Here is a 16263-nt window from a genome sequence, read left to right as displayed (position 1 = left end):
AATATTTAAAACATCCAACTAAAGTTGGATGTTTTTTTTTGCCCTAATTTTGTATTAAATTCACACGATGAAAAAACTCGTATTTCTTCTTCTAATGACTTCTTTTGGTTTCGCGACAGCTCAACAAAATGAGAAGGTCAATGACACCACCGAAATAAAAGAAACGGTACTAGACACGATTACCGACACTAAATACAGAGAAGATCAGTTTTATATAGGTTTTACGTTCAATCTACTTTTAGATCGACCAACCGACATTACACAGTCTGGTTTTTCTGGAGGTTTTCATATTGGTTTTATGAGAGATATGCCAATAAACGAAAGAAGAACTATTGCTATTGCCGCTGGTTTGGGTTGGTCTGCCAACTCTTACGGACAAAATTTGATAATGGATGCAAGGCAAGACGAAACTCAGTTTTATCCCATTGAAGGAGGATACGATACCAATCGTTTTACGATATACCAAATAGAAGCTCCTATACAGTTTAGGTGGCGGAATTCTACCCCAACTTCTTATAAGTTTTGGCGAGTATACACAGGGTTAAAATTAGGATACATTCATCATACGAAAGCCAATTTTGTAGGAGATGATTTTTCTGTAAAAGAAACCAATATTCCTGAGGTGAATAAGCTTCGCTACGGAATTACGCTTTCTTTTGGGTACAACACCTACAATTTCCATTTGTATTATAGTCTCAACGATTTGATCGACGGTAAGATGCTTAATTCTAATGAAAATGTTGGGTTAAGCGAACTCAAAATTGGATTTATGTTTTATATACTTTAGGTATATAAAAAAATCCTTACTTGAGGTAAAAAACCAACAACTATTCCCAACAAAATTTCTCTTAGGTTGTGGGATTGCAAATGTAAACGTGAACTCGCAATCAAGCCCATTACAAAAAACAGAATAGCAATAAGATAAACTAAGTTAATTTCGTACAGGTAACTCATCAAAATCACAAAGCTGGTAAGCGCGGTAAATGCCATCATGTGCAAACTTACTTTCACTTTAAAATAGATTAAGAAAAGTGCAATAAGTACAGCATATATATAAGACCTAAAGTAGAAGTACAATTCAGAACTCGTAAGGTCTTTCATGACAAAATAATTGATGATCAATAAAATAATACTTAAAAAGAGTAAGGGAATTTTTCTTTCTGCTACTGTTGTAAGCTCGTGAGAGTTGATGATTTTTAAGTTCTTTAATAGAAAATAAAATACCACCGGAATAAAAATTGTAAGGATAGAAATGGCTAATATTTTAGCATTCCTTACAGGTACTGGTGTAAATCTCGGACTGTAGAAAAAATAGAAAAGTGTTGCCAATAAAGGCATCAATAAAGGATGAAATAAGTAAGAAACTATTTTGAGTAAGAAATTCATTGGTTTAAATTTCTTTACGAAGTCTCGCTACAGGAATATCCAACTGTTCTCGGTATTTGGCAACAGTTCTTCGCGCAATAGGATAACCTTTTTCTTTTAAAACCTTTGCCAGTTTTTCGTCGGTAAGTGGCTTCTTTTTGTTTTCATCTTCAATGGTCATTTGAAGAATCTTTTTAATCTCTAAAGTAGAAACTTCTTCGCCTTGATCGTTGGTCATCGATTCCGAGAAAAACTCTTTGATGAGTTTGGTTCCGTAAGGCGTGTCCACATATTTACTGTTGGCAACCCGACTCACGGTAGAAACATCCATATCGATAGTATCGGCAATATCTTTTAAAATCATCGGTTTGAGGTCTCTTTCATCACCAGACAAAAAATAATCGTACTGATGGTGCATAATTGCATTCATCGTTACAAAAAGCGTTTCTTGGCGTTGTTTTATGGCTTCGATAAACCATTTGGCAGCGTCTAACTTTTGTTTGATAAACATCACTGCTTCTTTCTGTTTCTTCGACTTTTCGTTGGTTTCCTTATAGCCTTTTAGCATATTGCTGTATTCACGAGAAACGTGCATAGTCGGAGCATTTCTTCCGTTAAGTGTGAGTTCTAGCTCGCCGTCTTTTATACGAATCGTAAAATCGGGAATAACCTGCTCTACAATTTTATTGTTACCGGCATAACTTCCTCCGGGTTTTGGGTTGAGGTGTGCAATCTCATCTATAGCATCACGTAGCTGATCTTCTGTAATATCAAATTTAGCAAGAAGTTTACTGTAGTGCTTTTTACTGAATTGCTCAAACCCCTTTTCGATAATTTCTATTGCCAGTTCTTGATCAGGGTTTGCTTCTTTTCGCTTGAGCTGTATAAGCAAACACTCTTGCAAATCTCTTGCGCCAACACCAGCAGGATCGAGCCTGTGCACAATATGGAATACTTTTTCTACGGTTTCGACATCAGTGTAAACATTTTGGGTAAACGCCAAATCATCTACAATATCTGCAGTCGCTCGTCTGATGTAACCACTTTCGTCTACGCTTCCTACCAAAAATTCGGCAATTTCTTTTTCTTGTTCGTCTAACCGAAAAGTTTGTAACTGGTTTTTTAAGTGCTGAGAAAATGAAGTGCCCGAAGCATACGGAATACTTTTTTCATCATCGTCACTACTATAATTATTGGCTTGGGTACGGTAATCGGGAATTTCGTCATCGCTTAAATACTCATCTACATCAATGTCAGAATCGGTTTCGATCACTTCCGAATCGTTATCCTCATAATCATCATTCTTAAACTCGTCTTCGTAATTATCGGTCTCTTCTTTTCCGCCTTCGAGCGCAGGATTGTCTTCTAGCTCCTGTTTTACGCGTTGCTCGAAAGCCAAAGTGGGCAACTGTATCAGTTTCATCAACTGTATTTGCTGCGGAGAGAGTTTCTGCGAAAGTTTAAGATTGAGTTGCTGTTTGAGCATAAATAGTCATTATTATACTAACAAAAATAAGAAATCAGAAGATTTATTATCCCAAAATTTTTGTTAAGCTTACCTATTCTTTCGTTTCCGTGGAATAAAACTTATATAAAATATTTACTTTAAAAGTTATTAATATGATAACTATTAAAACTTACTTTAATAATTTTACCTGCAAGTTTTCAATCACATTCTGCATTATTTAAGATCTCATCAAGTTTTAAGCATTGTGAAATAAATTAAGCATGACAATACTTAATTAGAACTTACGAAAGCAAAAACTTAAAACTCTGCATTTTGTGGTGTTCTCGGGTAAGGAATCACATCTCGAATATTGGTCATACCCGTTGCAAACAATACCAAGCGTTCAAAACCAAGACCAAAACCACTGTGTACACAAGTACCAAAGCGACGGGTGTCGAGGTACCACCAAAGTTCTTTTTCGTCGATACCGATGGCTTTCATTTTTTCTTGTAGTACTTCAAGACGTTCTTCTCGCTGTGAGCCACCCACAATCTCACCAATTCCTGGGAAAAGGATATCCATCGCTCTCACGGTTTTTCCGTCTTCGTTTAGACGCATGTAAAAGGCTTTGATATTGGCTGGATAATCAAACAAAATTACCGGGCATTGGAAATGTTTTTCTACCAAATAACGCTCGTGCTCACTTTGTAAATCGGCACCCCATTCCTCAATCACATAATTGAATTTCTTTTTCTTGTTGGGTTTCGAATTTTTTAGAATATCTATTGCTTCGGTGTAGCTCACGCGCTTAAAATTATTTTCGGTGATGAATTTTAATTTTTCGCGTAAAGCCATCGGAGCTCTTTCGGCTTCTGGTTTACTTTTGTCTTCTTGCGCTTGTCGGTTTTCTAAAAAGGCTAGATCATCATCACAGTTTTCCAACACATAGTTAATCACATATTTAATAAAATCTTCTGCCAAATCCATATTTCCGTCAAGATCGCAGAAAGCAACTTCAGGTTCAATCATCCAAAATTCGGCAAGGTGACGTGAAGTATTGGAATTTTCTGCTCTAAAAGTAGGGCCGAATGTATAAATCTGACCTAAACCTAAAGCGTAGGTCTCGCCTTCTAACTGTCCGCTTACGGTAAGATTGGTTTCTTTCCCAAAAAAGTCTTTTTTGTAATCTATTTTTCCGTTTTCGTCAAGCGGAATATTTTTTAAATCGAAGTTCGTGACTTTGAACATTTCACCTGCACCTTCGGCATCACTTCCGGTAATTATGGGTGTGTTGACATAGTTAAAACCGTTCTCTTGAAAATATTGATGTACTGCAAATGAGAGTTTAGAACGTACACGCATAATAGCACTAAAAGTGTTGGTTCTAACACGCAAATGCGCTTGCTCTCTTAGTTTCTCTAAGGAATGGCGTTTTGGCGAAAGAATGGTTTTTTTTACTTCTTCGGGGTCTGCTTTACCCAGAATTTCAACCGATTGTACTTCAATCTCTACATTTTGTCCTTGTCCTTGGCTTTCTTTTAGAATTCCTTTTACTGCAATGGCTGCACCAACCGTAATCTCATTGAGGATAGCTTCGTCTGTATTTTCAAAATCTACAACACATTGTATATTGTTGATCGTCGAGCCGTCATTTAAGGCAATAAAGCGATTGCTTCTAAAAGCCTTAACCCAACCTTTTATATGTACTTCCTGCAGCACAGGATCTAAACTTAAAACCTCTACAATTTTAGTGTGTGTCATTCTTATAAATTTTGAGCGACAAAGATAAATTTTAGCTTTTAGCTTAGCAAATACTTAGCCCAAAAACAATATCTATTGAGTTTTTGATGTTATTTTTCATGCTCGTCTTCAAACTCTTCCTCTTCGCCAATCACATCGAGATGGAGTTTCTTAAAAGTTTTCTGGTTAGAAACGCTTTTTTCCAGAGAAAGCAACAGAGAAGGTAAAAGCAGTAAATTAGAAAGCATGGCAAAAAGCAGCGTTGCAGAAACAAGTCCGCCAAGTGCAACTGTTCCTCCGAAACTACTTATCATAAATACCGAAAAGCCAAAGAAAAGCACAATAGAAGTGTAAAACATACTCACGGCTGTTTCGCGTAAAGCGGGATAAACCGAACGTTTGATGCGCCAATTTCTAGCTTTGAGTTCTTGTCTGTATTTGGCCAAAAAGTGAATGGTGTCATCTACCGAAATTCCAAATGCAATACTAAACACCAAGATAGTAGATGGCTTGATAGGAATACCCAAATAACCCATCATTCCGGCGGTGATAATGAGCGGTAAAAGGTTAGGGATAAGCGAAATCACAATCATAATGGTAGAACGGAACATCCAAGCCATAAAAATAGCAATAAGTAATATTGCCAAACCAAGCGAAAGCACTAGGTTTTTTACTAAATAACTGGTTCCTTTCTGAAAAACCAAAGCTTTTCCAGTCATCGAAACTTCATAACGTTCTCCAGGGAAAATCTTATTGATTTTAGGCCATATATTATCTTCAATACGCTCCATTTTCTCAGTACCGATATCTTTCATAAACACCGTGATACGGGCATATTGTCCTGTACTATCTACATAGGCATTGAGTAAACTATTTTTTCCGTCAGACATATTTTTTAAGTACGGAAGAATAAAATTTTGCTCTTGCGAAGTTGGTAATTGGTAATATTTTGGGTTGCCGTTATAGTAAGCTTGCTTACTGTACTTTACCAGTTCAACCACCGAAAGTGGCTTCGATAATTCTGGATAATCAGCAAAAAGCTCTTGTAAGCGTTCTAATCTTTTGATGGTAGAAAGCTTCATCACCCCTTTTTCTCTTTTGGTGTCGATAAGAATTTCGAGCGGCATAATACCATTAAATTCATCTTCAAAAAACTCGATATCCCTAAAAAATGTGGTATCTTTTGGCATGTCGTCCAGCAAACTTCCTGATACGCGAATCATATAAATACCAATAATACTTGCGACCAGTAAAACTAGTGAAGAAATATAAATGGCTATTCGTCTGTTTTTTACGGTTTGCACAATCCAATTCACAAAATTTTCTATCCAAGTTTTCCCGAGATGTTTAAGGTGTCGCTCTTTTGGAGGTGCCAGAAAGCTATAAATAATAGGAATAAGGAATAAACTCAAGATAAAAATCGCTACAATATTAATGGAAGCAATCACACCAAACTCTTTCAACAAAGTGCTTTCAGTGATGATAAATGTGGCAAAACCAGAAGCTGTAGTAATGTTGGTCATCAAGGTAGCATTTCCAACTTTAGTAATTACACGTTGTAAAGATTTGGCTTGGTTTCCGTGATTTTTTATTTCCTGCTGGTACTTGTTGATCAAGAAAATACAGTTAGGAATCCCAATCACGATAATGAGTGGAGGGATTATGGCTGTTAAGACCGTAATTTCAAATTCAAATAACCCTAAAAAGCCAAACGCCCACATGACCCCAATAATGACCGTAAACATCGAAATCATAGTAGCTCTAACCGATCGGAAAAAGAAAAAGAAAATAAGCGAAGTCACCAACAAAGCAGCTCCAACAAAAAGTCCAATCTCATCGATAATGTTCTGTGAGTTGAGTGTTCTGATATAGGGCATTCCAGAAACGTGAATCTCGATATTGTTATTGGTTTTAAACTCGTCTAAAATTGGCTGAAGCTTATTGAGAATAAACTCTTTTCTTTTTTTAGAGTTGAGGATATCTTTATCGATATAAACCCCGGTTTGTATGGTGTTTGATTTTTTACTGTATATCAGGCCTTCATAAAAAGGTAGGTTCTCAAAAATTTCGTTTTTAAGTTCTTTCGGTGATAGTGGGTTCCCTAAAGAATCTTCTATTTCGGTAAGCTCAAAACGGTTTGGATCTTGGTATTTTTGTAGTGTCTTAAGGTTATGAATACCAATCGTATGTTCAACTTCCTCAAAAGTGTCTAATTTTTTAGATAATTCAATCCATTGATCAAACTTTTCTGAAGTAAAAACAGCCTTATCATTTGTTGCAATGACCAACAAATTTCCTTCGTCACCAAACTTGTCCAAAAAATTGTTATACTCAATATTTACAGGATGATGATCGGGTAGGAGGTTAGCTTCGGTATAAGAAAAACGCATGTTTTCCCACTGAAATGCAAGAAAAACAGTAATCGCTGCGATAATACCTAAGAATAAAATTCTGTTTCTAAGAATTACTCTTGCGATAACATTCCAAAAACCAAAACTAAACAACTTTTGCATGGCATAAATTTAGGCGTGCAAAGGTATAAAATGCTTAGCAATAAATCATTAGTTTTTAGTCTAAAGCTGAAAATAAAAAGAGAATTTTAAAGAAAGGTTATCTTCAAATTGCGGCAAATAATATGCACCATAGCGATACGCAAAATTAAGTCCGAAGCCAAAAAAGATTTTATTGATTTCTAAAGCAGCTTCGTTGTAACCGTGTTTTAGTGACTGGAAACCAACACCTTGATGATTTTCGATATCATCCATATCGCCAATGGCATGGCGCGTTACAAACACAATTTCGGGTTGTACACGTCTAGAGATATGGAGAGGTCGTAGCCTATGTTTTGCTTGAATAGTGGCCAATTTATCACTAAAAAATTCGCCAAAATACATGGTTTCAAAAGTTCTTCGCCCAGCAATGGAAAAGCGTTGTAAGAGTTCATCTTTCGTTGGGTTGTTCGGATAGGCGTGAAAAGCGTGTGTTAACGGAATTTCTCCTCTTACGTAATTTACTTCGGCAATAATCTCGGTATTGTTTTGGGTAATTCTATGGATGTTGTACATCACTCTTGCGCCCAATTTGGTGTACGAGAAATCTCCGTCTAAAACATGTGGAATGGCTTGTGAAAACTGAAACGAAAATTTAGGGTAGCCTACATCAACTTCGATAATTTTATCAGGAGATTTTAAAAACTGACTAAAAGGACTCCAACGAAAACTTGCTGAAGCTTCTGTAATATCATAACGATCTAGAACTTCATTGTTGTAAACAAAGCGATAAGGTCCGGTTTGTTCTATTTTACTAGATGCCAACTGAAATTCTGAGGTTAATTTAGGGAAAAAATTGTGCTGTAAACTGGCTTTATATGTCCGGTGTTTGTAATAAAAATTGATGTTGACCAGTCGTGGTTCAAACAATGTATACTCACGAGCATCAGTGACATAAAAATAACTTCCCACTTCTTGAATGTCTTTAGTGTAGCCCAAATTCAGCCAAGTGTTCGACTCGCGCCGCAGTGCAAGTCCGCTACCAATATTATACTTAAAAGCATTGTCTTTAAAGCCATACATCAAAAACCCGTTGACACGGAATTTTTCAGAGAACTTTTCGTTGGTAATTCCGCCAGCGCCCAAACGGATTCCCTCATAATCGTTGTATTTAAAAATACTTCTTAAATCAAGGTTCCAAAACCCAATAGGATAATACCCAATGTTGAAATTATGCCGGACGTCGAGTTTTCTGTTGATGCGTTCCTGGGTGATAATACTGTCTATTTCTTCAAATGAGTTTTGGTCTCTTTCGGTAAAGGGAATCATTCTATTTTCTTCCCAAAAATCTTCAGTTTGACTTAAAGCATTTGGATCTAAGGTAATTGCGCTTTTATCGATTTCTTCGGTCAAAACAGGATTAAAAAAAATGTCTTTGTTGATAGTCGTTGATCGTAAAAATAAATTTGGGTCATCTTCCCCTTCTGGTAAACTTCCCAAGGAAATGTTTCCGCCAAAAATAGAAACTTTTTTGCCTGTGCTTCCCGGTTTTAAAGTTACGGTATGCCGTTGTGGAAACCAGATGTTTTCTCGCTCGTAAAAAGTAAATTCCTGTGTAGCATTGATGTCTACTTCACCTTTAAGTTGCCCAACTGCTTTTTGTAAACCGTAGTTTAGTGTGTCGATATACAAAACACCTTCTAAAGCAGCAACTTTTTTTTGTCGTCTAGGCTGAAAATAAATCACAAACGCAGGGCGATTGGTTTTTGTAGTGTCTAAAACTTTATAGGTGTAATTATTAAACGGGTATTGAGAAAGTGGTCCTGCATATTCATTTCCAAAGACCACATATTCTTCTTTATACCAAGTGTTAGATTGTACTTTCATTGCCAGTAATTCATAAACAGGTTTTTTAAAACCAGCTGTTCGTGTGGCGACAATATTTTCTTTTTGCCCGTATTCTTTGCTGTATGAAAAGTCACTTATTTGCTCGCTTAAATAAGCTCTGCCTTCAGTTATAATGGTTTCTACGGAAGTTTGTGTCGTGTCTAATCTTACATTTAAAAGACGTTTCTGGTCGTCGATAATGAGTTTATTATAGCTTCGGTAAGTGTACGTTTTAAACTTATTATCTGGATCGTTTTTTTGTTTGTAGTAAATCGCTTTTCTGATAATCTTATTGGCTAAATCACTCGTATTGTTTAGAACGACATCGTTTAACTGTTCAATACGAGGCTTTAAGGTGATTTCATAAAAATTGGATTCGCCTATAGAAATAGTCTTTTTTTGATATCCAATATAGCTCACTACAAAATGAGTGGTAGAATCACTTACACTCAATTGAAAACTACCATCTATATCCGTAAGTGTACTGTTGTTTCCGTCACCTACAAAAACATTGGCATAAGGCAAAGGCTCTTTGAGCTCTTCATCGATAACTTTACCATAAATCGTTTTTTGTGCATGTATCAAACTGCAAAAAAAAAGAAGGAATAAAGTTAGCTGATGTTTATGGTGCATTATCTTTGGTTCGATTAAGACTGCAAGAAAATTAAAAAAAGCGACAATAGTGCCGCTCTTAAATAAATTTTAGGAAAAAATCACTGGTTAAACCGTCATGATTTCTTTTTCCTTATGGTGATAAACTTCATCTATTTTATTAATGTACTTATCAGTTAAGGTTTGTACATCTGTTTCGGCGTTGCTCAATAAATCTTCAGAAATGTCTAATTTTTTTAAGTCGTTATTGGCATTTTTTCTATCGTTTCTAACGCCCACTTTAGCATCTTCCGCTTGCGCTTTTACTTGTTTTGCCAATTCTCTACGGCGTTCTTCGGTAAGTGGCGGAACATTTATAATCACGCTTTCACCATTATTCATGGGATTGAAGCCTAAGTTTGCATTTAAAATGGCTTTCTCAATTTCACCAATAAATGATTTTTCATAAGGTTGAATAGAAATCGTCCTGGCATCTGGCGTAGATACATTTGCCACTTGGTTGAGCGGTGTTAATGCTCCGTAATAATCTACTTTTACAGAACCAACCATTGACGGACTTGCTTTTCCTGCACGTATTTTCAATAATTCTTTTTCTAAATGCTTGATGGCATTTTGCATGGCTTCTTCGGTAGACTCTAATATAAAATTGATTTCTTCCATGATCGTGAGTTTTATAAATTTACTTTGGTACCTATTTTTTCTCCAGACACTACTTTTAGTAAGTTACCTGGCTTGTTCATATCAAAAACGATAATTGGTAGTTCGTTCTCTTGGCTTAACGTAAAAGCGGTACTGTCCATTACTTTTAATCCACGTTTTAAAACATCGTCAAAACTAATATCTTCAAACTTGGTGGCTGCTTTGTCTTTTTCAGGATCTGCCGTATAAATTCCATCTACACGAGTTCCTTTTAAAATGACATCAGCCTGAATTTCGATAGCTCTTAAGACTGCTGCAGAGTCTGTGGTGAAATAAGGGTTTCCGGTTCCTCCACCAAAAATAACGACACGACCTTTCTCTAGATGTCTCATTGCCTTACGGCGGATAAAAGGTTCGGCTACTTCATTGATTTTGATGGCTGTTTGCAATCTTGTCTGAATGCCCATATCTTCACATGCGCTTTGCAACGCCAACCCATTGATGACTGTTGCTAACATTCCCATATGGTCGCCTTGAACGCGATCCATACCTTTGCTGGCACCAGCTACACCTCTAAAAATATTTCCGCCACCGATTACAATAGCAACTTCGATGCCTTTGTCAGTTACGGTTTTTATTTCTTTAGCGTATTCAGCTAATCGTTCTGGATCGATACCGTATTGGCGATTGCCCATTAAGGCTTCTCCAGAAAGTTTTAAAAGTATTCGTTTGTATGACATGTTTTGTGAGCTAAGTTGTGCAAATATAATGAAAAAGCTAATTTGTGAAAGTGTTGGATAAAAAAACGCTTCCGATATTTCGGAAGCGTTTTTTTATTTATTTTTCAGAGTTATCAGAGTCTTTTTCTTCAGGCGAACTTTCTTTTACATCTTTTCCTTTTAAATATTCAGGTAAGTTCATTCCTGCCATATTAAACATTTCTTGTAACGGTGGTACCGATTGATACATTCCAGATAAGAAATTGGCGGTTGAAGTTTTACCGTCTTGGGTTTTACCGTTATCCCAAACTGTGACTTTATCGATTTTAATATTCTTAATCGCTTCGGCTTGTGTTTTTACCAATTCTGGTAGTTTATCTGCAATGAGTAATAAGACAGCATCTTTCGGGTCACTATTAGCTGCTTTTACAATTTCTTCTAAACCTCTTGCTTGTTTGGTTAAAATCTCATAAATACCTTGTGCTTCTGCTTGTGCTTTAAACAAAATGGCATCAGCTTCCCCTCGAGCTCTTCTTCTGGTTTGTTCTGCTTCCGCTTCAGCATCTATTTCTACTTTGTTTTTATCTATTTCTGCTGGAACAATAATATCTGCCATTTGAGAAGACCGCTCACGTTCTGCTCTCGCCATTTCTGCTTCGCGTTCTGCTGCATAAGATTCTTCTAAAGCTTTTGCCGCTTGTACTTTCTCTGATGCTGCTGCTAATCTTTCTGCTTCTGCTTCGCGTTGTCTTCTTTCAGCATTAGAATTAGCAACTTCAATTTTTGCTCGGTTTTCACCTTCTACTGCTTTGGCGTCTGCAGCAGCAACTTGTGTTCTTTGGTCTTGAACTGCGTTTGCTTCACCAATAGAACCGTCTCTGTTTTTTTCTGCAACCGATTTTCTTGCGGCGTTTATTGCGTGAGCAGCGGCCTCTTTACCAAGTGCTTCGATATAACCCGATTCGTCAACAATATCGGTAATGTTTACGTTGATGAGTTTTAAACCTACTTTTTTAAGTTCACTTTCTACCGATTGCGAAATATTTGCCAAAAATTTATCTCTGTCTGCATTAATTTCTTCAATATCCATCGAAGCTACTACCAAACGCAACTGACCGAAAATAATTTCTTTTGCCAATTCTTGAATTTCGGTTAAACCTAAACCTAACAAACGTTCTGCAGCATTTTGCATCACACCTGGTTCAGTAGAAACACCAATGGTAAATCGAGAAGGAACGTTTACACGAATATTTTGCTTCGATAGGGCATTCACTAGGTTTACTTCAATCGAAATTGGCGTCAGATCTAAATATTCATAATCTTGAATAACGGGCATGATAAATGCTGCTCCACCGTGAATACATTTTGCAGATTGTCCGCCGCCAACTTTTCCGTAAACCACCAAGATTCTATCCGAGGGACATCTTTTATAACGGCGTATTAAGACAACTAAAAATAAAAAGACAAATAAAACAGCAAAAATAATTGCCAGAGGGTAACCAAGCGAACTTGATTGAAGGAAAATGGTTGACATAGGTTTAATTATTTAGTTTTTCTACAATTAAAATTCCGTTGGAAGTGACATCAATTACTTTTATAAGTGTGCCAGATTTTAATTCGTTCTCATTATCTGTAAGTGCATCTAACTCACGAAGTGTGCCTTGAATTTTTATTTGAGCTTTCCCTATTTTAGAACGATTGGCACCAATCGTTAGGTAAACTTCACCAATAGCTTCAAGTGCGTTTTTGTAGTCTAAAGTACCACTGTCGTTGAGTTTTCGCATGTAATGAAACATGGCAGCCATTATTAACATCATTGCCAGACCAGAAATAAATGAAATGACAATAGTTATTGGTATTGATAATCTGGCATCTATACAAGCTATTCCAGTCCACCCAAAAATAGTAAAGAATCCCACCAGGTTTTTAAAAGTGATAAACTGAAAACCAATTCCTGTGTCAGACTCGACATCTGTATCAACATCGGAAGTTTCTATTTCACCACCGACAAAGCTTAAGGTTAATTGTAAGATAAATAATAGAGAGCCAACAATAGCAATTGTCCAATATATTTTGGCAATTAAATCTAAACTTGAGTACCAGTCTAGCATGATTTAATGGTTTTTATTGTGGTGAAATATAGTTATTTTTTTGAAATAAAATATGATTAATGCAGTGATAATGCGGTTTTTGTAAAAAAAACGCTTCCGATATTTCGGAAGCGTTTTCTGAAAAATGTTATTTCTTTTAAAATTACCCTAAAGCAACTCTTTCGAAACCTACAACCTTTACGTCATTACCTAACGTTTGTACGTGTTGTGCAACCGTCTTTTGGTTATCTTTTATAAAAGCTTGGTTAACCAATGTATTGTCTTTAAAGTAACGTTTGATTTTACCTTGAGCAATGTTATCCAACATGTTTTCAGGCTTTCCTTCTTGACGTAATTGGTCTTTTGCAATCTCAATCTCTTTGTTGATGATTTCTTGATCTACACCATTTTCGTCTAAGGCAACTGGATTCATCGCTGCAGCTTGCATAGCCACATCTTTAGCTACTTCTTCAGCTTGATCGCCATTTGAAGAAAGACCAGTTAAAACAGCAATTTTATTACCAGCGTGAATGTAAGAACCTACGAAAGGAGCTTCTAAAGTTTTGAAAGCCCCTATTTCTATTTTTTCGCCAATCACACCTGTTTGCTCAGTAAGCTTATCGGCAACGGTAATACCTTTGTAATCTGCAGCTAATAATTCTTCTTTGCTATTACAGTTAAGAGCCATATTAGCAAAATCATTAGCCAATTTGATGAAATCATCATTTTTAGCAACGAAATCGGTTTCGCAGTTAAGCGAAATGATAGCTCCTTTGTTGTGACTTGAGTTTACTTTAGCAATTGCAGCACCTTCAGAAGACTCTCTGTCTGCTCTTTTGGCAGCTACTTTTTGTCCTTTTTTACGAAGAATTTCGATCGCTTTATCAAAATCTCCTTCTGCTTCTACCAATGCTTTTTTACAGTCCATCATACCAGCACCAGTGGTTTGTCTTAGTTTATTTACTTCTGCAGCAGTTATTTTCATTTTCTTTTGAATTTTAATTTTAAAAAAAGATAAGTCGTTCAGTGATTAATGATATGACAAAAAACCAAACGACTTATCTCTATTGTTTTACGAAATTGTTATTTTATTCCTTGTCCTTATCTAAAGCTTTGTCTAAGGTTTCTTCTTTAGATTGTACTACCTTTTCGTTTTTAGCTTCTTTCATTGCTTCAACATCTTCTTTATCAGTAGAAGGGACTTCGACTTCAGCTTTTTTCTTTGGCTTTGCAGCTTTTGTCTTTTTACTTTCTGTACCTTCTTCTTTTTTAGATTCTTTTTCTGAACCTCTTTCTGATAAACCTTCTACGATAGCGTCAGAAACGTAAGAAATTACTTTTTTGATAGACTTAGAAGCGTCATCATTTGCAGGGATAACAAAATCTACTTCACGTGGGTCTGAGTTGGTATCGACCATTGCAAAAATAGGAATGTTTAATTTTTGTGCTTCTTTAATAGCGATGTGCTCACGAGTTGTATCTACCACAAATAAGGCTCCTGGTAAACGAGTCATATCTACGATAGAACCTAAGTTTTTCTCTAACTTAGCTCTCATACGGTCTACTTGCAAACGCTCTTTTTTAGATAGCGAGTTAAAAGTTCCGTCTTTTTTCATACGATCTACAGCAGCCATTTTCTTAACCGCTTTTCTAATCGTAACGAAATTGGTAAGCATACCACCTGGCCAACGCTCTGTGATGTATGGCATGTTAGCTCTGCTTGCTTCTTCAGCAACAATTTCTTTTGCTTGTTTTTTGGTCGCTACAAATAAGATTTTTCTTCCGCTTGCAGCTATTTTGCTAAGTGCTTCTGCAGTTTCTTGCATTTTTGCAGCACTCTTGTATAAGTTGATGATGTGAATACCGTTACGCTCCATATAAATGTAAGGAGCCATGTTTGGATTCCATCTTCTAGTCAAGTGCCCGAAGTGAACACCTGCGTCTAATAATTCTTTTACTTCTACTTTTTTTGCCATTTTGTAATAGTTTACGTTCTGTTGAGATAGCAATAAACAAGTGGCGATTTGTTTTCGGCCTTGCCTATTTAGATGCTAAACTAACTTCGTTATCACTAACGAATAACAACAAATACTTTTTTAATAATTGTTTGTATTGGAAAAAACTTCCAATAAAATTAACGTTTAGAGAACTGGAATTTCTTACGAGCTTTCTTCTGACCGAATTTCTTACGCTCTACCATTCTTGGGTCTCTTGTTAATAAACCTTCTGGTTTTAAGGTTAATCTGTTCTCTGCGTCTATCTCACACATTGCTCTCGAAATTGCAAGGCGTACAGCTTCTGCTTGACCAGTAATCCCGCCACCGTAAACACTCACGTTGATATCGAAGTTTTCTTCGTTACCGGTAAGCATTAAAGCTTGGTTTACTTTGTACTGAAGCGGTGCCGTTGTGAAATAGTCGTTTAAGTTCTTTTTGTTTATAGTGATATCTCCTTTTCCATCTTTAAGATATACACGAGCAACAGCAGTCTTTCTACGACCAATTTTGTGAATTGTCTCCATTTACACAAGTTCGTTTAGGTTAATACTTTTTGGTTTTTGCGCAGCGTGATCATGATTCTCACCAACGTAAACCTTTAAATTTTTGAAAAGAGCTGAACCTAAACGGTTTTTAGGAAGCATCCCTTTTACTGATTTTTCGATAAGTCTAACAGGGTCTTTAGAGAATAACTCTTGTGCTGTTAAACTTCTTTGTCCACCCGGATAACCTGTGTGACGGATGTACTCTTTTGCATCCCACTTTTTACCAGTTAAGTTGATTTTTTCTGCATTGATAACAATGACGTTATCGCCACAATCAACGTGTGGGGTGAAGTCTGGTTTGTACTTACCTCTGATAAGCTTTGCAGCGATAGAAGCAAGACGACCAAGCGATTGACCTTCGGCATCAAGAACTACCCATTCTTTATTAACGGTGTTTTTGTTGGCCGATACAGTCTTGTAACTTAATGTGTCCACACTAAAAAATTTTATAATTAAACATTCCTTTCCCTTTCCCAAAGGGGAAATCGGGGTGCAAAAATACAATTAATAATTTATTTAGCAAGAGAAGTCAACTTATTTTTCGTAAACTTTTTCGCTTTCAGCGGATTAGGAGTTATAGTTATTTGATTTTTTGTTAATCGTTAATTGAAATATTACGATAGTTGAGTTTTGGTTACCATATAATTTTTCAATGTTGAACTTCCCTGAATAGAGTTGACCGTTATTAAACATTTATTTCATTATTAAAAATAGTAATTGTTTTTTGATGAAA

General features: G+C 36.2%; 14 protein-coding genes. 1 reads left to right on the top strand and 13 read right to left on the bottom strand.

From position 1 onward, the window contains the following. The first annotated feature begins 67 nt into the window (after positions 1 to 67). Positions 68 to 787 (top strand): porin family protein, encoded by a 720-nt coding sequence (locus tag DNG35_RS04960; RefSeq protein ID WP_111126659.1) that lies wholly within the window; start codon positions 68 to 70, stop codon positions 785 to 787. Here the strand turns inward: DNG35_RS04960 and DNG35_RS04955 are convergent. The 13 genes from DNG35_RS04955 to rplM all read right to left on the bottom strand — a co-directional run bounded on the left by DNG35_RS04955 (position 784) and on the right by rplM (position 15965). After that, complete coding sequence (locus DNG35_RS04955; protein WP_111126658.1) at positions 784 to 1386, bottom strand: hypothetical protein; 603 nt, start codon at positions 1384 to 1386, stop codon at positions 784 to 786. The two genes, DNG35_RS04960 and DNG35_RS04955, sit on opposite strands and share 4 nt — an antisense overlap. 4 nt (positions 1387 to 1390) lie before the next feature. Then, positions 1391 to 2851: an RNA polymerase factor sigma-54 gene (rpoN, locus tag DNG35_RS04950; protein WP_111126657.1), complete on the bottom strand. Its 1461-nt coding sequence runs from the start codon at positions 2849 to 2851 to the stop codon at positions 1391 to 1393. 279 nt (positions 2852 to 3130) lie between these two features. Beyond that, entirely contained in the window at positions 3131 to 4573 is a 1443-nt protein-coding gene (gene asnS, locus DNG35_RS04945) for an asparagine--tRNA ligase (protein WP_111126656.1), read from the bottom strand. A gap of 89 nt (positions 4574 to 4662) precedes the next feature. Then, positions 4663 to 7065 (bottom strand): RND family transporter, encoded by a 2403-nt coding sequence (locus DNG35_RS04940; protein WP_111126655.1) that lies wholly within the window; start codon positions 7063 to 7065, stop codon positions 4663 to 4665. Positions 7066 to 7125: 60 nt separating this feature from the next. Continuing rightward, positions 7126 to 9561, bottom strand: coding sequence for a DUF5686 family protein (locus tag DNG35_RS04935; RefSeq protein ID WP_111126654.1), 2436 nt, complete (start codon positions 9559 to 9561; stop codon positions 7126 to 7128). A gap of 87 nt (positions 9562 to 9648) precedes the next feature. Continuing rightward, positions 9649 to 10203 carry a ribosome recycling factor gene (gene frr, locus DNG35_RS04930; protein ID WP_111126653.1) on the bottom strand — a complete coding sequence of 185 codons (555 nt, stop codon included), beginning with the start codon at positions 10201 to 10203 and terminating at the stop codon, positions 9649 to 9651. 8 nt (positions 10204 to 10211) lie between these two features. Continuing rightward, the gene (pyrH, locus tag DNG35_RS04925; protein ID WP_111126652.1) at positions 10212 to 10919 is read right to left on the bottom strand and encodes a UMP kinase; all 708 of its coding nucleotides are present in this window, start codon (positions 10917 to 10919) and stop codon (positions 10212 to 10214) included. 97 nt (positions 10920 to 11016) lie between these two features. Continuing rightward, positions 11017 to 12432 carry a flotillin family protein gene (locus DNG35_RS04920; protein ID WP_111126651.1) on the bottom strand — a complete coding sequence of 472 codons (1416 nt, stop codon included), beginning with the start codon at positions 12430 to 12432 and terminating at the stop codon, positions 11017 to 11019. A gap of 4 nt (positions 12433 to 12436) precedes the next feature. Next, the gene (locus DNG35_RS04915) at positions 12437 to 13009 is read right to left on the bottom strand and encodes a hypothetical protein (protein WP_111126650.1); all 573 of its coding nucleotides are present in this window, start codon (positions 13007 to 13009) and stop codon (positions 12437 to 12439) included. Positions 13010 to 13151: 142 nt separating this feature from the next. Then, positions 13152 to 13973: a translation elongation factor Ts gene (gene tsf / locus DNG35_RS04910; protein ID WP_111126649.1), complete on the bottom strand. Its 822-nt coding sequence runs from the start codon at positions 13971 to 13973 to the stop codon at positions 13152 to 13154. A gap of 103 nt (positions 13974 to 14076) precedes the next feature. Next, entirely contained in the window at positions 14077 to 14964 is an 888-nt protein-coding gene (gene rpsB, locus DNG35_RS04905) for a 30S ribosomal protein S2 (RefSeq protein WP_111126648.1), read from the bottom strand. Positions 14965 to 15122: 158 nt separating this feature from the next. After that, the gene (gene rpsI, locus DNG35_RS04900) at positions 15123 to 15509 is read right to left on the bottom strand and encodes a 30S ribosomal protein S9 (RefSeq protein WP_111126647.1); all 387 of its coding nucleotides are present in this window, start codon (positions 15507 to 15509) and stop codon (positions 15123 to 15125) included. Continuing rightward, positions 15510 to 15965 carry a 50S ribosomal protein L13 gene (gene rplM / locus DNG35_RS04895; protein WP_111126784.1) on the bottom strand — a complete coding sequence of 152 codons (456 nt, stop codon included), beginning with the start codon at positions 15963 to 15965 and terminating at the stop codon, positions 15510 to 15512. Between the last annotated feature and the right edge of the window lie 298 nt (positions 15966 to 16263).

It is taken from the genome of Mesonia sp. K7 (assembly GCF_003233725.1).
Taxonomy (GTDB): domain Bacteria; phylum Bacteroidota; class Bacteroidia; order Flavobacteriales; family Flavobacteriaceae; genus Mesonia.
This window is presented reverse-complemented; position numbering and strand designations above follow the sequence as displayed.